Consider the following 22,601-nt stretch of genomic DNA (forward strand, 5'->3'; position numbering starts at 1 on the left):
TCGTCTGCTTACCGCCCTGCTCGCCTCGACCGCCCTACTGGGCGGGGTCGCCGAGGCCCAAGCCCAGACCATGACCAAGGCCAAGACGCCCTCGGCCCCGCCGGCGGTGTCCAAGGCGGACAAGGCGCTGCACGACAAGTTCCTGACCCTGGACACCCACCTCGACACCCCGACCCACTTCGCGCGCCCCGGCTGGAACATCACCGACCGCCACGAGGTCGAGCACGACTTCAGCCAGGTGGACCTGCCGCGCATGAACGAAGGGGGCCTGGATGGCGGCTTTTTCGTGATCTACACCGGCCAGGGCGACCTGACCGCCGCCGGCTATGAGTACGCCCGCAACTACGCCCTGCGCCGCGCCATCGAGATCCGTGAAATGCTGGCCGGCACCAAGACCGGCTTCGAGCTGGCCCTGACCTCGGACGACGCCCGACGCATCGACAAGGCTGGCAAGAAGTTCGCCTTCGTCAGCATGGAAAACAGCTGGCCGCTGGGCGAAGACCTGACCCTGCTGACCACCTTCCACCGCGAAGGCCTGCGGATGGCGGGGCCCGTTCACTTCCGCAACAACCAGCTGGCCGACAGCTCGACCGACCCCAAGGGCAAGATCTGGAACGGCTATTCGCCGCTGGGCCTGCGCTGGCTGGCCGAGGCCAATCGTTTGGGCATCGTCATCGACGTCAGCCACGCCAGCGACGACGTCGTCGACCAGTCGGTGGCCCTGTCCAAGGTTCCGATCATCGCCTCGCACTCGGGCCCGAAGGCGGTCTACAATCACCCGCGCAATCTCGACGACGCGCGCATCAAGAAGATCGCCGACGCCGGCGGGGCGATCTGCATCAACTCGATCTACCTGACCGACACCACGCCCAGCCCCGAGCGCAAGGCGGCGCTGGAAGCCCTGGGCCGCGCGCCGGACATGAAGACCGCCACGCCTGAAGCGGTGAAGGCCTATGCCGAAAAGCGGGCCGCGATCGACAAGGCCCATCCGGTCCCGCGCGGCGACTTCGACCTCTACATGAAGAGCATGCTGCACGTCTTGAAGGTGGCCGGGCCCAAGGGCGTCTGCGTCGGCGCCGACTGGGACGGCGGCGGCGGCATGGACGGCTTCGAGGACATCACCGACCTGCCCAAGATCACCGCCCGTCTGAAGGCCGAAGGCTATTCCGACGCGGACATCGAGGCGATCTGGAGCGGCAATGTGCTGCGCATCGTCGACGCGGCGCAGGCCTATGCGAAGACGGTGGCGAAGTAAGGATCAATCCTCCCCCTAACGGGGGAGGTGGCCGAAGGCCGGAGGGGGAAGTTCAGCTGAGCTTCCCCCTTCCCCCTCCGTCGCCTCTTCGAGCCGACACCTCCCCCGCTAGGGGGAGGATTTGGAGGCCGCTCGCCGTCCCTCCCAAACCCGCCACAGCATCAACGCCGCGAAGATCGCGCCGTAGATGATCGGTGGGCGATGGTCAGCCTTCACCAGCAGGTAGTAGTGGGCGACGCCCAGCGGCACGATCAGATAGACCAGCCTGTGCAGCCGGCTCCAAGCCGCCCGGCCCATGCGGATAACCCAGCCATTGGTCGAGGTGATCGCCAGCGGGATCAGCAGCACAAAGCCCAGCATGCCCAGGGTGATGAAGGGCCGCTTGAGGATGTCCTTCCACAGCTGGTTCCAGTCGAAATAGAGATCGACGCCGATGTAGCTGAGCAGATGCAGCAGCACATAGGCGAAGGCGAACAGGCCAACGGTGCGCCGGAAACGCACCAACCTCGGCATCTTCAGGATCCGCGCCACCGGGGTGATCGCCAGGCCCACCAGCAGCAGCCGCAGCCCCCAGACGCCTAGCTCGCGGATCAACTTTTCGATGGGATTGGCGCCTAGTTCGCCCGCATAGCCGCGCCAGGCCAACCAGCCCAGCGGCGCAAAGCAGGCCAGCCAGACGAGGCCGTAGACGAGGTTGTCCTGGAGCTTGGAGGCGCGTTTCTTTCTCATTATCATCCCGGACGCCCTGTAGGGGCGATCCGGGATCTCCGGAAGCTGTTGCGCATGCGGAGGTCCCGGCTCTTCGCGCTTCGCGCTGCGGCCGGGATGACAGGCAAGATCACCACCATCAATAAAACCGCTTCAGGTCCATGCCCCGGTACAGATCCGCCACCCACTCGCCGTAGCCGTTGAACGGCAAGGTCTCACGGCGGCGGAACTCGCCGATGCGGCGTTCGGTGGCCTGGGACCAGCGGGGGTGATCCACGGCCGGATTGACGTTGGAGTAGAAGCCGTACTCGCGCGGGGCCAGGACGTTCCAGGACGTTGTCGGCTGCTTCTCGGTCAGCGTGATCCGGACAATCGACTTGATGCCCTTGAAGCCATATTTCCACGGCACGACCAGACGCAGCGGCGCGCCGTTCTGGTTGGGCAGCACGTCGCCATAGAGACCCACGGCCATCAGGGTCAGCGGGTGCATGGCTTCGTCGATCCGCAGGCCCTCGCGATACGGCCAGTCCAAGGTGTTCCAAGCCTGGCCGGGCATTTCCGAGGGGCGCATGACCGTTTCGAACGCCACGAACTTAGCCTTCGAGGTCGGCTTGACGGTGGCCAGAAGGTCCTTCAGCGGGAAGCCCACCCACGGAATGACCATCGACCAGCCCTCGACGCAGCGCATCCGATAGATGCGCTCCTCCAGCTTGTTCTTGCCGATCAGGTCCTCGATGCCGACCGTGCGCGGCGCCTCGCAGGCGCCGTCGACACGCACCGTCCAGGGACGCGGCTTGAACTTCCCCGAGTTCTCGGCCGGATCGCTCTTGTCGACGCCGAACTCATAGAAGTTGTTGTAGGTGGTGATGTCCTCTTTCGAGGTCGGCTTTTCGGTGGTCGAAAAGCCCCGGCTGTAGGTCAGGTCAGCCTTCGCCTCGCCCGCCGCCGCGCCCGCCACCCCAAGGCCCGCCAAGCCAGCCATCAAGGTCCGGCGCTTCAGATAGAGGCCGTGGTCGGTGACGTCGTTATCGGTCAGGTCGGCGGCGTGGCGGATCAGCATGGGAACACTCCGGCGAGGCTTGCGACCATGATACGCAGCGGCGCGCGGTTTGGTTACGTGGCCACGCGATTATTGTCGCCCGGGCCGGGCGCCCCCCGGCTCGCGCGCCCCCTGCTCGCGCCCCTGGGCCGCGTAGATCTGCCGCAAACCCTCGGCCAGGGCCGCGCGCTCGGCGGGCGGCAAGGTCGCGGCGAACGCAGCCAAGGCCGCTTCGACATTGGTGCGGGCCTCTTGCTCCAGCGCGCGAGCGTTGGCCAGACGGCGCGCCACCTCGGCCGGGTCGGCGCCTGGGGTCGACAGCGCTTCCAGGGCCGACCGCCGCTCGAGGCGGGCCTGGCGGGTGATGGGCTGATTTTTCTGATTCACCGCCCTGAGGGTCTGGCGCAGGGCGACGCGGTTTTCCGGCGAAAGCTGCTCACCCGCCGTCCAGATAGGCGCGCGCGCCGGACGCGGGCCCGGTTGAGAGGCCGTCGGCGCGGGCGTCGCTGCGGGCTTGCCCGTCGCTGTTTTCGCCGGTTTATCGCTCGGCCGCTCGGGCGCGGGCGCTCGACTTGGCGAGGCTTGTGAACCCTGATCCGTGGCTGCCGGCGGCGAGAGCGGGGCGATCACCGGCGGCCCGGCGGCGGGCGCAGGCCCCGTCGCCCCGGCGCGCTCCGCGGCGTCCGATGCGGACGCAGCCTTTGGAGCCGTCAGCCGCACGTAGGCCACGCCGGCGATCCCGCCGATCAGGAACACATTGAGGGCCGCCGATGCGATCAGGCCGATCAACAGCGGGCGCGAGACACTCATAACTCGGATGGCTCCTGAAGGGCGTCCTGCAGGTCCTGATAGACCTCGGCAGCGGTGACCACCTCGTTTTGCGGCGCTTTTGCGGGCAAGGCCGGAGCGTGAACGTGTCCGCCCAGCGCCACACCCGCCAACACGCCGGCGAAGGCGGCCGCCGACAGGCCCAGCGCCGCCGACAGACCTGCAGCCCAACGGCGCGCGGTGTTCGGGGCCTGGGGCGCGGCGGTGATCAGACGGCCGAGCAACGCTGCATCAACCGCTTGCGCCGGGGCTAGGTCCAGCAGACGGTCGACCTGCGACGCCTCGGCCAGAACGCTCGCCAGGAGAGTCGGATCGGACGCCAGCAAGGCGCGCGCGGTCTCACGCTCGGCTTCGGGCCAGCGCGCGATCTCGCCGCCATAGGCCTGCGCCAGCGCCTCAAAGCGCGCGACGGACATCGCCGTCTCCATTACCCGGCCTCCTTCATCGCCCGTCGTCCCGGGCCAGATCGGCCAGCGACGCCTTCAGCGCCCGCCGGCCGCGCGAGAGCAGGCTTTCCAGCGCCTCGACGCTGATCTCCATCAACCCCGCCGCCTCGATATTGCCAAGCCCCTGGTGGTGACAAAGCACGATCGCCTCGCGCTGGCGCTCGGGCAAGGCCGCCAAGGCCGCCTCGACCCGGCGCGAGAGATCCGCGTGCATCAGGCCCGCATCCGGGGCCGGCCCGGTGTCTACCTGCTCGGGCGGACTGTCGGTGACCACCTCGCGCCGCCGACGCAGACGGTCGTAGCAAAGGTTCAGCGCCACCCGGTGCAGCCAGGTGTCGAAACGGGCACCGCCGGGCTTCCAGGCCCGCGCCTGTTTCCAGGCGCGCAGGAAGGTCTCCTGGGCCACATCCTCGGCCTCGCCGGAGTCGTTGAGCATCCGGCGCGCCAAGGCGAGAATGCGCGGCAGACGCCGGTCCAGCAGGGTTCGTACGGCGGACGGGTCGCCCCGTCCCACCCCCGCCAGCAAGGCTTCGTCGGGATCGTTCCCGTCGGAGACCAAACCTCAGCTCGCTGCGCACGTCGTCATCAGATCCCGACCTTGGGCCCGCCGCCCTTGGCGCTCAACTCCTCAAGCGTCAGAACGCCGTCATTATTGGCGTCCATCCGCTTGAAGCGCATGGCCATCACGGTGTTGGCCTCGGTCCGCGACAGCGCGCCGTCCTTGTCCTTGTCGAAGCGCGCGAACATCCGCTGGCCGCGCTTGCCCGCCTTGTCCGCCTTGGCGTCGACCTCGGCGTTCTGGCGACGCATGGCGGCGAACTCGTCGGGCGAGATCTTGCCGTCCTTGTTGGTGTCCAAGCGCGCAAACATCTTGTCGCCGTTCTTGGCCTGGAACTGCTCGAGCGTCATGCCGGTCGGCGCGGCGGTCTGCGCCAGCGCCGGCGCGGCCAGGGCCAGCACAGCGGCGGTCGCAATCAGGGTGCGTTTCATCATCAGGCTCAAAGTCTCCATCGTCTGGACAGCCCGTCCCATGGAGCTGAAACGCAGGGCGTTTGGGATTCCGTCGCGGGGGTGGATGAGAAATTCAGAGCGCCCCCTCCGTCACGTCGCCTATCGGCGCCGCGCCACCTCCCCCGTTTCACGGGTGAGGAGGAAGCCGCCATCCTCCTGCCCCGCTTGCGGGGGAGGTGGCGCGCGGCGCAGCCGCGTGACGGAGGGGGCGCTCGAAAGCCCTACCCTTTCACCACCGCAGCATAGGCCGCCCGCGCCTCGGTCTTGGCCTTGGCGAGCTTGGGTCTCAGCGACTTGAACTGGGCCACGCCGCCGGCCTTGGCCAGCAGGGTCTTGAAGGCCTTGGGCTCGGCCTCGACGTCGGCGCCGTCCTCCAGCGCCACCTTGATCAGCTGCGAGAGGTCCTGCTCCAGTCGCCAGGCCGCCTCCAGCCGCGTGAGCGCGCCCTCGTCGGCGAGGCCCGCCGCGCGCAGGGCCGCCAAAGCCTCGCCGGTGTTTTGCCGCAGAGGTCCGCCCGCCGCCGCGTGGGCCAGCTGCAGGAACTGGGCGGCGAACTCGATGTCGACCAGCCCGCCGAGGTCGAGCTTCAGGTCCCAGTCGCCCTTGCCCGGGCGCTCGCGCTCCATCAGCTGGCGCATCTCGACGACGTCGGCGGCGGTCTTTTTCGGGTCGCGCCCCCGCCGCAGCGCCGCAGAGATCGCGCCCTCGGCCCGCGCCTTGAAGTCCGGCGAACTGGCCCAGACCACCCGCGCGCGAGTCAGGGCCAGGAGCTCCCAGGTCTCGGCCTCGCGCTCGTAATAGTCCTCAAAGGCGGCGAAGCTGACGGCCACCGGCCCCTTGGCGCCCGAGGGGCGCAGCTTCATGTCGACCTCGTACAACGCCCCCTCGCCGGTCGGCGCCGACAGGGCCGAGATCAGCCGCTGGGTGAACCGCGCGTAGAAGACGTCGGCGCTCCACTCCTTCACCGACGACATGCCGCGCGGATCGTCGGCGGCGTAGAGAGTCATCAGGTCGAGGTCCGACTTGGCGGTCATCTCCCGCGAGCCGGCCTTGCCCAAGGCCACCACGGCCACCTGCCCAGGAAATGCGCCGCCGACACGCTCGACCTCGGCAAGGGCGGCCGGGGCCAGGCCGCCGATGATCAGGTCGGCCAGTTCGGCGAAGGCGCGGCCGATATCGCGGGCGTCGGCGGTTCCGCTCATCACCCGCACGCCGATGCGGAAGCTCTGGTCGCGGAACAGGCGACGGGCGGCGTCCATCGCCCCCTCGAAGTCCTCCGGGTCCCACGGCGCGACCGTCGGGGTCTCGATCGGTCCGAAGAAGTGCGGATCCAGCAGGGCGTCCAGCGCGGTCGGTCGCTTGGCCATGGTCGCCGCGAGGCGCGGCGCGAAGGCCATGACCTCGACAATCAGCTCGAACAGGCGCGGCTGGGCCAGGAACAGCGACTGGATCTGCACGCCCGACGACAGGCGGCCGAAGAAATCGGAAAAGCGGTTGAAGGCCTGGTCCGGCGCGCCGGTGGCGTTGGCTGCATCCAAGAGGCGGGGCGCCAGGCGCGTGAATAGCTCGCGGCCCCGCTCCGTGCGCGTGGCTGCGATGTGGCCATGGTGCCAGCCCCGGATGGTGGCGGCCACCCGCTCGGGGCTGGAAAAACCCATCCGCTTCAGCGTGGCCAGCGTCTCCGGATCGTCCTCGACGCCGGTGAACACCAGGCTACCGAAGCGCGACGACAGCGCCTCCTCCCCGGCGAACAGGCGTCCATAGCGCAGGTTGACGCCCTTGAGGATCTTGCCGACGGCGGCGTCGAACACCCGCAGATTGCCCTCGCCCCACAGGGCCGCGACTTTCTTGCGCTCGACGTCGGACTCCGGGAGCTTGTGGGTCTGGTCGTCAGCGATCATCTGGGCGCGATGCTCCAGCGCCCTCAGGTCCTTGTAGGCCTGCGTCAGCCAAGCGGCGTCCTCTGGCGTGACGTGACCTGCAGCCGACAGGGCCTGGAGCGCGTCCAGCGTGCGCGGGCTGCGTAGGTCCGGCTGACGGCCGCCCAGGATCAGCTGCTGGGTCTGGACGAAGAACTCGATCTCGCGGATGCCGCCCCGGCCCAGCTTCAGGTCCGCCCCCTTGGCGGTCAGGCGGTCGTCGACCTTGTAGGTATGGATCTGGCGCTTGATCGAGTGGATGTCGGCGATGGCCGCGAAATCCAGGTTCCGCCGCCAGATGAAGGGCTGCAGTCCCTCCAGGAACCGCCGCCCTTCAGCGAGGTCGCCGGCCGCGATCCGGGCCTTGATGTGGGCGGCGCGCTCCCAGTTCTGACCGACGCTCTCGTAGTAGTCCATGGCCGCGTCGACCGGCATGGCCGGCGGGGTCGAGGACGGATCCGGGCGCAGACGCAGGTCGATGCGGAAGACATAGCCATCGCCGGTGCGCTCCTGCAGGATCCGGCCCAGATGGTTGGCGATCCGCACTGCCACCGCCTGGGGCTCATGCCCCTCGGCGACCTGCAGTTTTTCGGGCGCGTAGAAGATCGAAAAATCGATGTCGCTGGAATAGTTCAGCTCGAATGCGCCGTGCTTGCCCATGGCCACGCAGAAGAGGCCGGGCGCAGGCCCCGCCGCGCCTTCGCCGACATGGGTCAGGGCGCCGCGCGCCACCTCCTGCCGCACCGCCTGGGCCAGCGCCGCATGCAGCACCGCGTCGGCGAAGCGGGTCAGGGCGCCGGTCACCTGATCCAGATCCCACACGCCGCCGAGATCACTGATCGCCGTCAGCAGGTGCAGGTCGGCCTTCAGCTCGCGCAGCACTCGGCGGGCGGTCTCGAAATCCGGTTCGGCGGCGACGGCCTCAGCCTGGCTGAGGATCACCGCCAAGGTCTGGTCGGGATCGCCCGCCAGGATCCTTGGCAAACGCTGGCCGTCGCGCCGCGCCAGGCCCGCCAGATAGGGCGAGGCGGCGAAGATCGGCGCCAGGCTGTCCCAGGCCGCGTCGACCTCGTTCATCGCCTCGCCGGCCCGCTTGGCGATGGCCTCATGCGCCCGGTCGGCGGCCTTCAGGTCAAGAACGGGGCCGCAGGGGGCGAGGCGGACGGCGAGCTTGGTCATGCGACCACGGTGGCCTGCGTTGCGTTTTCCGACAAGCCAACCGCGTGACTCGCGCTTGACGCCAGATATTACAGTTGTAACCATCAGCCCCTAGAAACGGCTGGAACCGCCCGACCATGATCGAGCTCTTCGCCCTCGCCCTGATCCGGGCCCAGATCGCCGCCGCCGCCGCCGTGCTGCTGGTGCTGATCCTGCGGCCCTCAGCGCGCCAGCTGTTCGGACCCCGCCGGGCCTATGCGCTGTGGGGCGTGGTCCCCGCCGCCGCCGCCGCCGCCTTCCTGCCCAGCCTGGCTGAGACCATGGATATCGGCGCGCCCACCCAGCCGCTCGGCCCCTGGGCGGCGAAGCTGGTGGCGCTGTGGCTGGCCGGCGGCGCGATCGCGACCGCCATCCTGGTGCTGCGGGAGCATCTGTTCCGCCGCCGCGTCGACCAGGGCCAAGCGGGCCCGGCGGTGATGGGCGCGCTCTGGCCGCGCATCGTGCTTCCTGCCGACTTCGCCCAGCGCTTCGACGCCCGCGAGCGCGAGTTGATCGTGCTGCACGAGCGCACCCACATCCAGCGGGGCGATCCGATCGCCAACCTGGTCATCGCTGGCGTCGGCGTCCTTTGCTGGTGCAACCCGATGATCGCCATCGCCCAGCGCTTCATCCGCATCGACCAGGAACTGGCCTGCGACGCCACCGTCGTGGCCCTGCGCTCGGACATCCGCGCCGACTACGCCCGCGCCCTGATGAAGGCGCAGATGAGCGCCAGCGTCTCGCCGCTGGCCTGCGGCTGGGCCACTCATCCGCTGATCCTGCGCGTCTCGCTGCTGAACCGCCGCGAGCCCAGCCTGCATCGCGATATCGCAGGCTTTCTGACCATGACCTTCCTGGCGCTCATGGCCATGGTCGTCGTCTGGAGCGTCGCCCCGCGCGGCCCCGACTACAGCGACCTGCGCCCAGGCCTGGCGCCGCAGATGGACCCCTACACGGGCGCGATCACCTGGGTCCAGGGGACTTAAAGTCCCCCTACTCCACCCGCGGCAGCACCAGCGCCACGCGCAGGCCTGGGCCCATGCCGTTGTACTCCCCGGGCCCTTCCGACAGCTCCAGACGGCCGCCGTGCGATGCGGCCACGGCGCTGACCAGCGACAGGCCAAGGCCCGCGCCCGGTTCGCTGCGGCTGTTTTCCAGGCGCACGAAGCGCTGGACCACGCGGGGGCGATCGGCCTCGGGCACGCCGGGGCCGGTGTCGGTGACGGAGAACTCCAGTTCGCCCGACGAAGTGCGGCGCGCGCGCAGCATGATGGCGCCGCCTTCGGGCGTGTACTTGATGGCGTTGTCGAGGATGTTGGCCAGAGCCTGGGCCAAGAACTCACGATTGCCCTTGATGACCAGGGCCGGCGTGATCTCGGCCTTGAAGTCCAGCCCCTTGTCCTCGCACGACAGCTCGTAGAGCTCCGCCATGTCGCCGGCCAATTCCGAAGCGTCGAACTGCCGCTGGTCAGGGGCCGAGCCGGCCGCCTGCAGTCGGGCGATGGCCAGCACCGCGTTGAAGGTCTTCAGCACCCCGTCGGCGTCCTGCAGGGCGGTTTCCAGAGCCGCTACAGGGTCGCCCTTGCCGTTCTCGGCGTCGATCAGGGCCACCTCCATGCGGGCGCGCAGGCGTGTCAGCGGCGAGCGCAGGTCGTGGGCGATGGCGTCGCCGGCATGGCGCAGGCCGCCCATAAGGCGCTCGATCCGGTCGAGCATGTCGTTGAGACCCTCGGCCAGCTCGTCATATTCGTCGCGCGTGCCTCGCACCCGGGCGCGAGCATGTAGATCGCCGCCGCGCACGGCGTTGACCACGTCCACCAGCCCCTGCATCGAGCGGCTGACATTGCGGCTGATAAGCACCCCGCCGGCCATGCCCAGCAGGATGACCAGCGCCCCCGCGCCCCACAGCGCCCGAACGATCTTGCGGACATAGGCCTCCGAGGCGTCGACATCAGCGCCGACGAACAGGATCTCGCCATTGTCCAGCCGCTGCTGCACGCCGCGCGCGGCGGCCCGGACCTCAGCGCCGTCAAGATCGGTCTCAGTGACCTTGAAGCTGGCCCATTCCGGCCCATCGCCGGTGAAGCCGGACACCGGCGACTCCTCGATCGAACCGGAGATCCGCTTGCCGTCCTTGTCGGCCAGGAAATAGAGGAACGGCCGCTCGCTGGTGGCCCGCTCGACGATCGTCTGGTTCAGCGCGTCGACGCCCCCCTGGCGATAGGCCGCCTCCAGGCTCTCGAACTCGCGGCTGATCTCGGCCTGGGCGCGCCGGTTCACCTCGCCCGCCGTGGCCACATAGATGTAGCCCAGGAAGGCGCTGGCGGCCGCCGCGAACAGGGCCAGGAACAGCAGGGTCAGCCGGAACGGCGTGGTGCGGAGAAGGCGCGGCAGACGCATGGTGATTCCCGACGGCTAGGCCGCCGCCAGTCTCCTACGGATCCAGCCGGTAGCCGGCGCCGCGCACGGTCTGCAGCATCGCCCGGTCGAAGCCCTTGTCGATCTTGCTGCGCAGGCGCGAGATGTGGACGTCGATGACGTTGGTCTGCGGATCGAAGTGGTACTCCCAGACCTTCTCCAACAGCATGGTGCGGGTCACCGACTGGCCGGCGTGGCGCATCATGAACTCCAGGAGCTGGAACTCACGGGGCTGGAGGTCGATCTCCTTGCCCTGGCGATGGACCGTGCGGTTGATCAGGTTCATCTCCAGCTCACCCACCTTGAGAGTGGTGGCCACGGCGCCCGTCTCGCGGCGACGCGACAGGGCCTCGACGCGGGCCATCAGCTCGGGGAAGGCGTAGGGCTTGACCAAGTAGTCGTCGGCGCCGGCCTTGAGGCCCACCACACGGTCATTGACCTCGCCCAGGGCCGACAGGAAAAGCACCGGCGTCTGGTCGCCCTCGCGACGCAGGGTCTCGACCACCGTCACGCCGTCCATCTTGGGCATCATCCGGTCGACGACCAGCACGTCCCAGCCGCCCTTTTGGGCCTCGGCCAGGCCCGCCTCGCCGTCCGGCGCGTGGGCGACGTCATAGCCGGCTTCCTTCAGCCCGTGCGCCATGGCGCCGGCGGCTTCCAGGTCGTCCTCGATAATCAGAATACGCATCGTAAAGCCCCTCAGGCGCCAGACACGGTGGTGGAACTTCCGACGTTCCCCCGATTCCGCGCATCACGCGATAGTCGTCAGGGTTGATAGCGTTTTCGACGACCGCCGTAACTTAAACCTTCGACAGGTACGAAAAAGCCCCGCCCAGGAGGTCCTGGACGGGGCGATTTGGTTCGAAGACGGAGCGCTTACGGCGCGATCTTCAGCGGCACGAAGACCGAACGGTTCTGACGGATCACCTTGACCAGCACGCTGGTGCGGCCGGCCTTCTTGGCCGCTTCCACCGCCGTCGTGACGTCAGCGGCGCTGGCGACCGGCGCGCCGTTGATGTTCGACAGGACATCGCCCTTGGCCAGGCCCTTCTCGCCAGCGTCGCTGTCGCCCTTCACGCCGATGATCAGCAGGCCCTTGATCTCCGGATCGATCTTGTAGGTCTGGCGAGCCGCAGCGTCGATCGGCGACAGGGTCAGACCCAGCGCATCGACCTTCTGGCTGGTCGGCTTGTCCGGCGTGGGCGTCGCGCCGTCCTGACCTTGTTCGTCGTCGGTCGCCGCCAGGCTGCTCTCCGAAGGACGGGTGCCCGACGTCACGCCCACTACGCGCGGCTTGCCGTCGCGAAGGATCGACATCTTGATCGTCTCGCCCGGACGCGCCTTGGAGACTTCACGGGTCAGCTCGCTGCGGTCGCTGATCTTGACGCCGTTGACGGCGACCAGGATGTCGTCCGGCAGCAGACCAGCCTTGGCGGCGGGGCCGCCCGGCACGACCTCGGCGACGATGGCGCCCTTGACGTCGGTAAGACCCAGGGCCTCGGCCATCTCGACGCTGAAGTCCAGGATGCTGACGCCGATATAGCCGCGCACGACCTTGCCGTTGGCGATCAGCTGCTTGGCGACACCCTCGGCCACCTCGGCCGGGATGGCGAAGCCGATGCCGACCGAGCCGCCCGAGGGCGAATAGATGGCGCTGTTGACGCCGATCACCCGGCCATAGATGTCGAAGCTGGGACCACCCGAGTTGCCGCGGTTGATGGGCGCGTCGATCTGGATGTACGGCACGAACGACGAGGTGTTGTCGTTCAGGTTGCGGTCATAGGCCGAAATGATGCCGGCGGTGGCCGTGCCGCCCAGGCCGAATGGATTGCCGATGGTGATCACCCAGTCGCCGACGCGCGGCTTGGCCTGGTTCTCGAAGTTCACAAACGTGAAGTCCTTACCCTTGGCCTTGGGGTCCACCACCTTGATCACGGCCAGATCGGTGCTTTCGTCGCGACCGACCAGCGTGGCCTTCAGCTCGCGGCCGTCCTTCAGCACCACCTGGATGTCATCGGCGTCGGCCACGACGTGGTTGTTGGTGACGATGTAGCCGTCAGCTGAGATGAAGAAGCCCGAACCCGCCGATTGCTGCTTGGGGGTCGCCGGCGTGTCGCCGTCCTCATCCTGCTGATCCTGACCAGGCTGGCCCGGGCGGCGCTGGCCGCGCGGGACGATGTCGAAGCCTTCCAGGCCCGGGATGCGCAGCGACGGCGCCTTGGCCTTGGACGTCACATTGATCTGGACGACGGCCGGCGAGACCTTCTCGAAGATGTCGGCGAACGACATCGGCGCGCCCGGCGGCGGGGCGAAGGTCGGCGCGACAGCCGTGGACGCGCGGGTGACCTGAGCGGGGGCGGCTTCGGCCGCTCCCATCCGCATGCCCATCCCGGCCAGAGCCGCACACGCCACGCCTGCGCCTGCGACGGCGCCCACGATGAAACCCGACTTCCTAGCGGTCATTCTCGTCTTTCCTCACCCACATCGCACAGACGTGGTCCCTTAACGTCATCCGCGCGCCCGGCGCGCGGCCCCGATCTCTTTGAGAACCTAGTCGCGACCGGAAAAGGTGCAATGGCTCTCGAACGATCTTTGCATCATGCTCAAGTCGCTTCTTGCGGCCCCATTTCGGCGCAATCGTGTCAATCGCCCTCGAGAAGGCGCCGAACGCGCTCTTCTTCAGCTTCGGTGAGCTCGGGTTCGGACGCTGGGCGGCGACGCAGCAAGCCGGCCATCAAAAGGCCGCCCACCAGCAGGACGCCCACCGGCGCCAGCCAAAGCACCGCATTTCCAGCGGAGAACCGCGGCTTCAGCAGCACGAACTCGCCATAGCGCTCGACCAGGAAGTCGCGGATCTGCGCATCGCTGCGGCCCGCCTTGACCTGTTCGCGGACAATAAGCCGCAGGTCGCCGGCCAGCTGGGCCTGGGAGTCGTCGATCGACTCGTTCTGGCAGACCAGGCACCGCACCTCCTTGAACAGCGTGCGGGCGCGGGCCTCCTGCGCTGGATCCGGCAGGCGCTCGGACGGATCGGACGCTCCGGCCATGAGGGCGAACGAGCAGAGGGCGATGGCGAGGGTTCTGTATAGCCTCACGACACCACCTCACCGGTCCGCCGTCCCACGCCCAGGCGCACGCGGCGATCCGACAGCGAGACCAGCCCGCCGATGGCCATCAGCAGCGGCCCGAGGAAGATCAGCCGCACCCAGGGGTTCACATAGGCGCGCACCAGCCAGGCCGGCTTGCCGCCTTCGCCCGCCCGGCGCTCGCCCAGGACGATGTAGATGTCATCCAGACCCTTGGCGCAGATCGCGACCTCAGAGGTGGTCTGCGCGCCCGTGGGATAGAACCGGCGCTCGGGTTCGGCCCGGCAGACCTCTTGCCCCGCCTTGTTGACCACGGTCACGGTCCCGCGCTCAGCCAAGTAGTTCGGCCCCTCGATCGTGCCCACATCCTTAAGGGTCACGGTGTAGGCGCCCAGGGTCTGGCTGTCGTTGAGACTGAGCGCCTGAGCGGCTTCGACGCGCCATGAGGTTTCGAAGGACGCCCCCAGCACGAAGACGCCAAGGCCGGCATGGGCCAGGGTGGTGCCCCAGGCGCCGCGCGGCAGGCCGCGCGCGCGACGGACGCTCTCGGCCGCGGGCGCGCGGAACAGCTTCAGGCGCTCGGCCATCTCCAGCAGCGCGCCGCCGACCAGCCAGAACCCGAACACCAGACCGATGCTGGCCAGGATCTTGCGCGGCTGCACGACGCCGTAGGCGATCAGGCCCAGCAGAGCGGCGAGCGCCAGCACCACCCACAGCTTGCGGGCCACGCCCTTGGCGTCGCCCCGCTTCCACGCCAGCAGCGGCCCGGCGGGCAGCACGGCGAACGCCAGCAGCATCAGCGGCGTGAAGGTCAGGTTGAAGAACGGCGCGCCGACCGAGACGGCCTCACCGTCCATGGCCTCGCGGATCAGCGGGTACAGCGTGCCCAGCAGCACCACCGCCGTCGCCGTCGACAGCAGAATATTGTTGAGCACGATGGCGCTCTCGCGGCTGATAGGCCGGAACTGGCCGCCCCGGTTCAGGCTAGGCGCGCGAAGGCCAAACAGCAGGAAGCCGGCGCCGGCGGCCACGCCCATCATGATCAGCAGCAGGACGCCGCGCGTCGGATCGACCGCGAAGGCGTGGACAGATGTCAGAACGCCCGAACGCACCAGGAAGGCGCCCAGCATCGAGAACGTGAAGGCCGCCAGGGCCAGGAACGCTGTCCAACCCGGCAGGGCGCCGCGCCTTTCGGTGACGATGGCCGAGTGCAGCAGGGCCGCGCCGATCAGCCACGGCATGAAGCTGGCGTTCTCGACCGGGTCCCAGGCCCACCAGCCGCCCCAGCCCAGCTCGTAATAGGCCCAGAAGGCGCCGAGCGCGATGCCGATGGTCAGCATGCTCCACGCCGCCAGGGTCCAGGGGCGCACCCAGCGGGCCCAGGCCGCGTCGATCCGGCCCTCGATCAGCGCAGCCATCGACAGCGAATAGACCACCGAGAATCCGACATAGCCGGCGTAGAGGAACGGCGGGTGGAAGGCCAAGGCCCAGTCCTGCAGCAGCGGGTTCAGCGACTTGCCCTGGATCGGCGCGTCCAGCAGGCGCGCCAGCGGGTTCGAGGCGAAGACGGTGTAGGCCAGGAACATGACGCCCAGCGCGCCCTGAACGGCGATGGCGTAGGCGCGCAGGCGCGGCGGCAGGGTATCGCCGAACGCCGCCATGGCCGCGCCAAAGCCGGTCAGCACCAGACACCACAGCAGCATCGAGCCTTCGTGGCTGCCCCAGGCGCCGGCCACCTTGAACAGCATCGGCTTGTCAGTGTGCGAGTTGGTGGCGACGTTGGTCACCGAGAAGTCCGAGGTCACGAAGGCGTAGACGAGGGCCGCGAACGAGACCAGCAGCGCTGCGAAGGTCGCGATCGCCGCGCCTTGCCCCGCGCCCGCCAGCACCGGAGAGCGCCGCGCGCCGCCCACGGCGGACAGACCCGCCTGGGCGAGCGAAAACATCAGGGCCAGGACCAGCGCGAACGCGCCGAATTCGACGATCATGGCGCGGGCTTCCCATAAGCCGGAGCCCCGGCGCCTTCGCCGCGCCACTCGCCCTGCTCCTTCAGCGCCTTGGACACTTCGCGCGGCATGTAGCGCTCGTCGTGCTTGGCCAGCACGAGCTTGGCCTCGAAGACGCCCGCCTTGTTGAAGCTGCCCTCGGCGACGATGCCCTGCCCCTCGCGGAACAGGTCGGGCAGGTCGCCATGATAGACGACCTTGGCGGTGGCCTTCTGGTCGGCGACCACGAACTCGACATTGCCGTCCGGGTGCTTGACCACGCTGCCGTGCTGGACGAGGCCGCCCAGTTGGACCTTGCGGCCGGCGTCAACCTTGGCCTCCTGGGCCTGGGCGGGCGTGTAGAACAGCGAGATGCTGTCGCGCAGGCCGTACAGCGCCAGCCCGACCGCCAGGGCCAGCACCGGCGCGATGGCCAGCAGGATGGTCAGGCGACGGCGCGCCTTCCGGGATTTTGGCCAGAAACTCATGGATTTGTCGTCTTGGCTTGAGCGGGCGTATCGGCGGCCTGACGCAGGGCCGACAGCACCTTGGGCTGATCCTTGAACAGGGCCGAGGCGGTGGCCAGGGCCGCGTCGCGCTTGGCCGCGTCGCCCAGCACCGCATAGGCGCGCACGAGACGCACCCAGCCGTCGGGATCGTCGGGCGACTGCTTCAGGCGCTGAGCCAGCCCCTCGACCATGCCGGCGATCATGCCCTGCACCTCGGGGTTGGCGCTGGCGGGTTCGGGTTGCGCGCCGGGCAACTTGCCGGACGCCTCGACCTGGGCGATCTCGGCGGCCAGGGAGGCGCGCCCCGGCGCATTCGGCGCGAGAACCGCCAGGAGGTTGCGCCAGTCCGCAAGACCTCCGGCGAGATCGCCCTCGGCGATGCGGGCGCGGCCCAGATAGTAGCGAGCGCGGACATCAGCCGGGTCGGCCTTCAGCGCTTGGCCAAAGGCGAGCTTGGCGTCGGGGCCGATCTGCCCCTCGGACTGGATGACGAAGGTTTCGCCCAGCAGGCTCCAGATATCGGCGCGCTTGGGCGCGATGCGGACCGCCTTGCGCAGCGCCTGCTCGGCGCTGGCCATGTCGCCGGCGGCCGCATGGGCCTTGGCCATGAACACCAGCGGCTCGGGATCGTTCGGGCGCTCGGCGGCCACGCCTTCCAGCACAGCGGCGATCTTGGCCGGCTCCAGGGTCGCGGGATCAGCGGCGCGCCATGCGGCCACGCGCTTGGCGTAAGGCTGGTCCGGCAGCTGCGGCTGACCCACGACGAGATAGAGCCCGACAGCCGAGGCGCAGACCAGACCCACCGTCGCCACGGCCGCCTTGCGCGGTCCCGCGCCATCGCGGTTCCAGCTTTCGGTCTGGTCTGCGGCGGCCAGCAGGCCACGGCCCGCCTCGGCGCGCGCGGCCTTCAACTCGTCCGCAGCCAGCAGCCCGTCGATGGCCAAGCGCTCGACCTCGGCCAAACGGCGGCGATGCGGCTCCAGCCGCGTCTCGGCGTCATCCAAGGGCCGGGCGCGCGCGGCCCCGCGAAGCACCAGCCCGGCCGTCACGACCGACAGCCCCGCCGCAGCGATCCAGAAAGCGATCATGGCCGCGTGTTAGCTTGTTCCGGCCGTCGCCGTTAGAGGAAAAAGCGCTTAAGGACGCCCTGGCACCGTCATTCTGGGGCGCCCGCCAACGGCGGTCTGGAAGCCTGACTAAGCCGCGATCGCAGCGGCCGCCCGTCGGCGGACGATTTCGGCGGTCTTCTCGTCGCGGGTGTAGGCGATGAAGCCGGCGGCGACGTCGAGATACTGGACGGCCAAGGCGGAATCGCCGCCCTCGCCTGTCCGCGCCACGTGCAGGACATCCTCGATGTAAGGATCCAGGCGCGCGTTGAGCTTCTCGAGGATCTTCGTGCGCGAGCTGCCATAGCCAGCCTTGTCGGCGCAGGCGCGCAACTCGGCTACGAACGCCAGGGCGGACTGCGCGCGTACGATCATGTCGGCGTTCGGTCCCTCGACCAGCTTGGCGACGCCCCGCGCGCCCTTCTTGGCCAGCATCGAGATGGGACGGGTCGGCAGCGCCTTTTCCAGCTCCTTCTCGGCCTGATCCATGCGCAGCTCGCAGGCCTTGGCCATCGCCTGCTTCTGGCGCGCCAGTCGCTTGCCCCAAGGGCCGTCCTTGGCGATGTCGACCGACTGCTGGATCTCGACCATCATCAGCTGCACCTTCTGGGCGGCCTGGGCGGCCTGGCGCCCAGCCTTCTCACCATCGGCGAAGCTGAAGCATTCGATCAGGGCGATCGTCTCATCGATCTCGCTCAATACACGCTCGCCAAACTGCGCGACTTCGGTGGAAGCGAGATAACGATCCGTAGGCCGATCCATGACCGCTGAGATCACGCGCATGATCCGCCAGTCATCGGGCAGATGCGCGGACAGGATGTCCAGCAGCAGCGGACCCGCGTCCTCGCTGATGCGGCAGGCGTCGCGATAGGCCAGGCGCGCTGCGGCGGCGCGCTCTTCCGACATGCGGCTGACCCATTCGGAAAGCTTGGGCAGGCAACCACGCGTCAGGGTGGAGAGCTGCAGGCACAGCGCCAGTTGCTCAGGATCGCACAGCGAGCGCACGCTATCGAAGGCGGCGTTCTCCGGGTCGCGAAGCCCGGCGGCGGCGAGCTTGCACAGCTCGTCGAACACTTCAGGCGAGCCCTGCTCGAGATCCCAGGGGTTGCAGCGCGCCGCAGCGCTTTCAACCCGGGCTCCTGCGACCGACTTCAAGGCGCGCCAGAGACGTGACAGGACCGGAGCAGGGAAGGACACCTGACCAGAGGCGCGCGACGCGCACAACGGCACGATCGGGGCCAGGACGTTGTTGCGGACGAAGCGATTGGCGGTCTCGTCCTCAACGAGATCGCGCACCGAAGCCAACGCGCTCTGCCCGCCGGCGCTCGACAGGGCCAACTCAAGGCTGCGCAGAGCCGCATCCGGCGCGGTTTCCACCAGCGTCCGGATAATCTGCAGTTTATGCGCGGCGATGGCGGCCATGATCCCCCGTGCCGGATCGAGACTTCCGACAAGCGTCAACCATGTTGCGAACGAGGTTAAGGATTTCCGAAACGAAACAAAAATCCTGTTTCGCCGCGTGCGCGTCAGAGACGGAAAAGCTTTATCGACCGGAGGTTTAGCGGTCGCGTAACTTGATATGCGAACCGCGCCCCATGACGGTTTGTCGCAACCGGACGCTTAGGACACCGCGCGGGGCAGCTCGAGCGTGACGCGCAGTCCGCCCAGCGGTGATTCACCAAGCTGGACCGAGCCTCCGTAGGCTCTAGCCAGTTCGTCCACGATCGACAGGCCTAGACCCGAGCCCGGCGCGTTCTCGTCAAGACGCTGGCCACGCTTCAGCGCCTGGCCCCGTTCCTCAGGCGGCAGTCCCGGACCGTCATCGTCGACGGTCAGCGTCATGCGCGCCTCACCGACCGGAACCGCGTCGACGCGGATCCTGCCGCGACACCACTTGCCGGCGTTCTCCATGACGTTGCCGGCCAGCTCCATCAGGTCCTGCTTTTCGCCCTGGAAGCAGAGGTCTTCGGGGCACCGCCAATCGATCTCGACGCCTCGCCCCTCGGCCTTATCCTGAAAGATGCGCTCAAGCGTCACAGCCAGCTCGTCCAGGATCGGCTCGACGGGCGTGCGCTCGCCGCTGGTCTGCGAACGGGCGGCGGCGCGGGCGCGGCGCAGGTGATGGTCGACCTGCTCGCGCATGGTCTGGGCCTGGCGGGTCACCACCTCGGCCAGTTGCCCTGGCTGCTGGCTGGCCTCGGTGAGCATGACCGACAGCGGGGTCTTGAGCGCGTGCGCCAGATTGCCGACGTGGGTGCGCTGACGCTCGACGACCTCCTGGTTATGCGCCAGCAGCGCGTTGAGCTCTCCGGCCAGCGGCGACAGTTCTTCGGGGTAGGACCCTTCGACCCGCTCGGCCTTGCCCCGACGCACCTCAGCCACCTCGCGGCGCAGGGCGAATAGCGGCTGGAGACCAAAACGCACCTGCACCACCACGGCCAGGATGAGACCGCCGCCCAGGATCAGCAGGGCGAAGGCGGTGATCTGCGCGAAGCGATCCGCATCGGCGTCGATCGGCGAACGATCCTCGGCCGCCAGGAAAACCACCGGGTCGGGGTAGCCCGGCAGGCGCGCTTGCACCGCCGCCGCCCGCAGCGGCTTGTCCTGCGGCCCGCGCAGGTCGAAATACTGGGTCTTGCCCGGCGCGGCCTCCAACTGGTCGATCTGGGCCGACGACAGCATCAGGTCGCTGTCGAACAATGAGCGCGAACGCTCGATCGGCTTCATCGCGCCGTCCGGCTGCTTGTCCAGGATCACCCAGTAGCGGCCCGAATAGACGCGGGTGGCGCGGATGTCGGTCAGGAACGGCGCGCGCAACTGGCCATTGTCGACGCTGGAGCCGGCGTAAAGATCGTCGGTCAGCACCGCCAGCGACTGGTCAAAGCGGCGGATGGCGGCGTCGCGAAACTGCGCGGTCAGGAACACGCCCGCGATCAAGACGACCAGCAGGGTCCAGATCCCGGCGATCAGGACCAGGCGGCGGACCAGCGAGCGGCGGCGCAGGTCTAGCAATGGACTAGGCGTTCTCTTCGCCCGGCAGCGCCGCGAGGCGGTAGCCCAGGCCCCGCACGGTCTCGATCCGGTCCGCGCCCAGCTTCTTGCGCAGGCGGCCGATGAACACCTCGATGGTGTTGGAGTCGCGGTCGAAGTCCTGGTCGTAGAGGTGCTCGACCAGCTCGGTGCGGCCGATCACCCGGCCCTGGTGCATCATCATGTAGTGCAGCAGGCGGTATTCCAGCGAGGTCAGGCGCAGCGGCTCGCCATTGACGCTGGCGCGGGCGGCGCGCGGGTCCAGGCGCAGCGCGCCGCACGACAGCGACGGCGCGGCGTGGCCGGCCGAGCGGCGCAGCAGGGCGCGCAGGCGAGCCAAGAGCTCCTCGGTGTGGAACGGCTTGGCCAGATAGTCGTCGGCCCCGGCGTCAAAGCCCGCGACCTTATCGCTCCAGGCGCCGCGCGCGGTCAGGATCAGCACGGGCGTGGCGACATTGCCGCGCCGCCAGCGCTCCAGCACCGACACGCCGTCCACCTTGGGCAGGCCAAGATCCAGGATCACCGCGTCATACGGCTCGTTCTCGCCCAGATACTGGGCTTCTTCGCCGTCGGGCGCGTGGTCGACGGCGTAGCCGGCGCCGGCCAGGGCCAGCTTCAGCTGGCGCGTCAGGTCGGGATCGTCCTCGACGAGCAGGATGCGCATGGAAACTCCTGAAGCCTGTTAGCCGCCGCTGAGGATCTGGCCGGTCTGGGCGTCGACGATGAAGTCGATGCGACGGCCATCCGCCGCAGCCCAGCGAACCCGGTAGTTGCCGCCTTCAAGGCCGGCGTCCAGCACCCGGCCCGGCACCCGGCGGCCGATCATCTCGATCACCCGGGACAGCGGCACCAGCCGGCCCGACTGCACGCCGCCGCGCGCCTGGTCCTGCTGCTGACGCCAGTCGGCGCCCAGCGAGTCCGGACGGCGTTGCGCGAAGGCGGCGTCCGGAAGGACGGCGGCCAATGCAGCGGCGACGATGAGGGCGCGGATCGGTTTCATGCTGCTTGGTCTACAGGCCCTCGGCTGAATGGAGGCTGAACGTCCGGGTTATGAACGGCGCGCGACGTTCTGTCACGGGCGGACACGTCGTGAACGAAGGGCGTGCCCAAACGCCGCGACGCCAGCCTACTTCCGCTTCGGCGTGTAGGGTTTCTGGGCGCGCCAGGCTTCGGCGAACTTTTCGAGGTCCTGGTCGACGGTCTCGGGCAGGGTGACCACCAGGCGCGCCAGCAGATCGCCGCGCTTGCCCTTGCCGTCGGGCATGCCTCTTCCCTTCAAGCGGAGCGTCTGACCGCTGTTGCTACCCTTGGGGACGGCCAGCATGACATTGCCGTCGGGGGTCGGGGCCTCGACCTTGCCGCCCAGCACCGCGTCGGGGATCGACACCGGCAGGTCCATGACCAGGGCGTCGCCCTCGCGGCGATAGATCGGGTGCGGCTTGATGGCCAGTTCGATCAGGGCGTCGCCCTGGCCGCCGCGTCCCGGCGAGCCCTGGCCCTTCAGGCGCAGGGTCTGGCCCTCCTGGGCGCCGGCCGGGATGGTGACATCGATCGTGCGGCCGTCCGAGAAGGCCACGCGCTTCTTGCCGCCCTTGATGGCGTCTTCCAGGTCGATGTCGAGCCGCGCCTTGACGTCAGCGCCCTTGCTGGAAAAGCCGCCGCCCGCGCCGCCGCCGAAGGGGCCGCGCCCCGCCCCGCCGCCGCCGAACATGCCGCCGAACAGGTCAGACAGGTCGATCTCCGGCCCTTCGCCGGACCGGTGGAAGCCGCCCTGGCCAAAGCCGCCGGCGTTGAACGGGCCGTTGCCGGGCTGTCCGCCGAAACCGCGCATGGTCTCGCGGCCGTCGGCGTCGATCTGGCCCAGGTCGAACTTCTTGCGCTTTTCAGGGTCGCCGACGATGTCGAACGCGGCGCTGACCTGCTTGAAGCGCTCTTCGGCCTTCTTGTCGCCCGGGTTGGTGTCCGGGTGGAACTGCTTGGCGAGCTTGCGGAACGCCTTGCGGATCTCGTCCGCGCTGGCGGTGCGGGAAACGCCGAGTTCCTGATACGGGTCGCGCGCCAAGG

General features: G+C 68.8%; 21 protein-coding genes. 2 read left to right on the forward strand and 19 right to left on the reverse strand.

The window, feature by feature from the left end; all coding sequences use genetic code 11:
- Nucleotides 1-70 precede the first annotated feature (70 nt).
- Complete coding sequence (locus tag ACT53N_RS08285) at nucleotides 71-1,255, forward strand: dipeptidase (protein ID WP_476063867.1); 1,185 nt, start codon at nucleotides 71-73, stop codon at nucleotides 1,253-1,255.
- A 108-nt stretch (nucleotides 1,256-1,363) separates the two neighbouring features.
- Here the strand turns inward: ACT53N_RS08285 and msrQ are convergent, their stop codons facing one another.
- The 7 genes from msrQ to ACT53N_RS08320 all read right to left on the reverse strand — a co-directional run bounded on the left by msrQ (nucleotide 1,364) and on the right by ACT53N_RS08320 (nucleotide 8,385).
- Nucleotides 1,364-1,990, reverse strand: a complete 627-nt coding sequence (gene msrQ / locus ACT53N_RS08290; RefSeq protein WP_476063460.1) for a protein-methionine-sulfoxide reductase heme-binding subunit MsrQ — start codon at nucleotides 1,988-1,990, stop codon at nucleotides 1,364-1,366.
- A gap of 112 nt (nucleotides 1,991-2,102) precedes the next feature.
- Entirely contained in the window at nucleotides 2,103-3,023 is a 921-nt protein-coding gene (msrP, locus tag ACT53N_RS08295; RefSeq protein ID WP_476063461.1) for a protein-methionine-sulfoxide reductase catalytic subunit MsrP, read from the reverse strand.
- Nucleotides 3,024-3,092: 69 nt separating this feature from the next.
- Nucleotides 3,093-3,812, reverse strand: a complete 720-nt coding sequence (locus tag ACT53N_RS08300) for a periplasmic heavy metal sensor (protein WP_476063462.1) — start codon at nucleotides 3,810-3,812, stop codon at nucleotides 3,093-3,095.
- Nucleotides 3,809-4,246, reverse strand: coding sequence for a hypothetical protein (locus tag ACT53N_RS08305; RefSeq protein WP_476063463.1), 438 nt, complete (start codon nucleotides 4,244-4,246; stop codon nucleotides 3,809-3,811). Before ACT53N_RS08305 ends, ACT53N_RS08300 begins: the two co-directional genes overlap by 4 nt.
- A 25-nt stretch (nucleotides 4,247-4,271) precedes the next feature.
- Nucleotides 4,272-4,835 (reverse strand): RNA polymerase sigma factor, encoded by a 564-nt coding sequence (locus tag ACT53N_RS08310; RefSeq protein WP_476063464.1) that lies wholly within the window; start codon nucleotides 4,833-4,835, stop codon nucleotides 4,272-4,274.
- Nucleotides 4,836-4,861: 26 nt separating this feature from the next.
- Nucleotides 4,862-5,269, reverse strand: coding sequence for an EF-hand domain-containing protein (locus ACT53N_RS08315; protein ID WP_476063465.1), 408 nt, complete (start codon nucleotides 5,267-5,269; stop codon nucleotides 4,862-4,864).
- Nucleotides 5,270-5,508: 239 nt separating this feature from the next.
- Nucleotides 5,509-8,385 carry a bifunctional [glutamine synthetase] adenylyltransferase/[glutamine synthetase]-adenylyl-L-tyrosine phosphorylase gene (locus ACT53N_RS08320; RefSeq protein WP_476063466.1) on the reverse strand — a complete coding sequence of 959 codons (2,877 nt, stop codon included), beginning with the start codon at nucleotides 8,383-8,385 and terminating at the stop codon, nucleotides 5,509-5,511.
- Between the two features lie 116 nt (nucleotides 8,386-8,501).
- Between ACT53N_RS08320 and ACT53N_RS08325 the strand changes: the two genes are divergently transcribed.
- Complete coding sequence (locus ACT53N_RS08325; protein ID WP_476063467.1) at nucleotides 8,502-9,389, forward strand: M56 family metallopeptidase; 888 nt, start codon at nucleotides 8,502-8,504, stop codon at nucleotides 9,387-9,389.
- Between the two features lie 7 nt (nucleotides 9,390-9,396).
- On the opposite strand, the gene uczS is transcribed toward ACT53N_RS08325, so the two are convergent.
- From uczS to ACT53N_RS08385, 12 genes are all read right to left on the reverse strand, one after another.
- Nucleotides 9,397-10,803: a two-component system sensor histidine kinase UczS gene (gene uczS, locus ACT53N_RS08330; RefSeq protein ID WP_476063468.1), complete on the reverse strand. Its 1,407-nt coding sequence runs from the start codon at nucleotides 10,801-10,803 to the stop codon at nucleotides 9,397-9,399.
- Between the two features lie 34 nt (nucleotides 10,804-10,837).
- Nucleotides 10,838-11,509, reverse strand: coding sequence for a two-component system response regulator UczR (uczR, locus tag ACT53N_RS08335; RefSeq protein WP_010920598.1), 672 nt, complete (start codon nucleotides 11,507-11,509; stop codon nucleotides 10,838-10,840).
- 188 nt (nucleotides 11,510-11,697) lie between these two features.
- Nucleotides 11,698-13,284 carry a Do family serine endopeptidase gene (locus ACT53N_RS08340; RefSeq protein WP_476063469.1) on the reverse strand — a complete coding sequence of 529 codons (1,587 nt, stop codon included), beginning with the start codon at nucleotides 13,282-13,284 and terminating at the stop codon, nucleotides 11,698-11,700.
- 179 nt (nucleotides 13,285-13,463) lie between these two features.
- Nucleotides 13,464-13,916, reverse strand: a complete 453-nt coding sequence (locus tag ACT53N_RS08345; RefSeq protein WP_476063470.1) for a cytochrome c-type biogenesis protein — start codon at nucleotides 13,914-13,916, stop codon at nucleotides 13,464-13,466.
- On the reverse strand, nucleotides 13,913-15,895 hold the full coding sequence (locus ACT53N_RS08350; RefSeq protein ID WP_476063471.1) for a heme lyase CcmF/NrfE family subunit: 1,983 nt from the start codon (nucleotides 15,893-15,895) through the stop codon (nucleotides 13,913-13,915). The genes ACT53N_RS08345 and ACT53N_RS08350 overlap by 4 nt, the downstream gene beginning before the upstream one ends.
- Nucleotides 15,892-16,380: a cytochrome c maturation protein CcmE gene (gene ccmE / locus ACT53N_RS08355; RefSeq protein ID WP_476063472.1), complete on the reverse strand. Its 489-nt coding sequence runs from the start codon at nucleotides 16,378-16,380 to the stop codon at nucleotides 15,892-15,894. The genes ACT53N_RS08350 and ccmE overlap by 4 nt, the downstream gene beginning before the upstream one ends.
- Nucleotides 16,377-17,489, reverse strand: coding sequence for a c-type cytochrome biogenesis protein CcmI (gene ccmI, locus ACT53N_RS08360; protein ID WP_476063473.1), 1,113 nt, complete (start codon nucleotides 17,487-17,489; stop codon nucleotides 16,377-16,379). The genes ccmE and ccmI overlap by 4 nt, the downstream gene beginning before the upstream one ends.
- 108 nt (nucleotides 17,490-17,597) lie before the next feature.
- Nucleotides 17,598-18,968 (reverse strand): hypothetical protein, encoded by a 1,371-nt coding sequence (locus ACT53N_RS08365; RefSeq protein WP_476063474.1) that lies wholly within the window; start codon nucleotides 18,966-18,968, stop codon nucleotides 17,598-17,600.
- Between the two features lie 159 nt (nucleotides 18,969-19,127).
- Nucleotides 19,128-20,519 (reverse strand): ATP-binding protein, encoded by a 1,392-nt coding sequence (locus tag ACT53N_RS08370; protein ID WP_476063475.1) that lies wholly within the window; start codon nucleotides 20,517-20,519, stop codon nucleotides 19,128-19,130.
- A gap of 4 nt (nucleotides 20,520-20,523) precedes the next feature.
- A complete protein-coding gene (locus ACT53N_RS08375; protein ID WP_476063476.1) occupies nucleotides 20,524-21,201 on the reverse strand; it encodes a response regulator transcription factor in 678 nt (225 codons plus the stop codon).
- A gap of 18 nt (nucleotides 21,202-21,219) precedes the next feature.
- A complete protein-coding gene (locus ACT53N_RS08380; RefSeq protein ID WP_268068422.1) occupies nucleotides 21,220-21,537 on the reverse strand; it encodes a PepSY domain-containing protein in 318 nt (105 codons plus the stop codon).
- A gap of 126 nt (nucleotides 21,538-21,663) precedes the next feature.
- Nucleotides 21,664-22,599 carry a DnaJ C-terminal domain-containing protein gene (locus tag ACT53N_RS08385; RefSeq protein ID WP_476063477.1) on the reverse strand — a complete coding sequence of 312 codons (936 nt, stop codon included), beginning with the start codon at nucleotides 22,597-22,599 and terminating at the stop codon, nucleotides 21,664-21,666.
- Nucleotides 22,600-22,601: the final 2 nt, after the last annotated feature.

Source organism: Caulobacter sp. DMC95 (genome assembly GCF_056313785.1).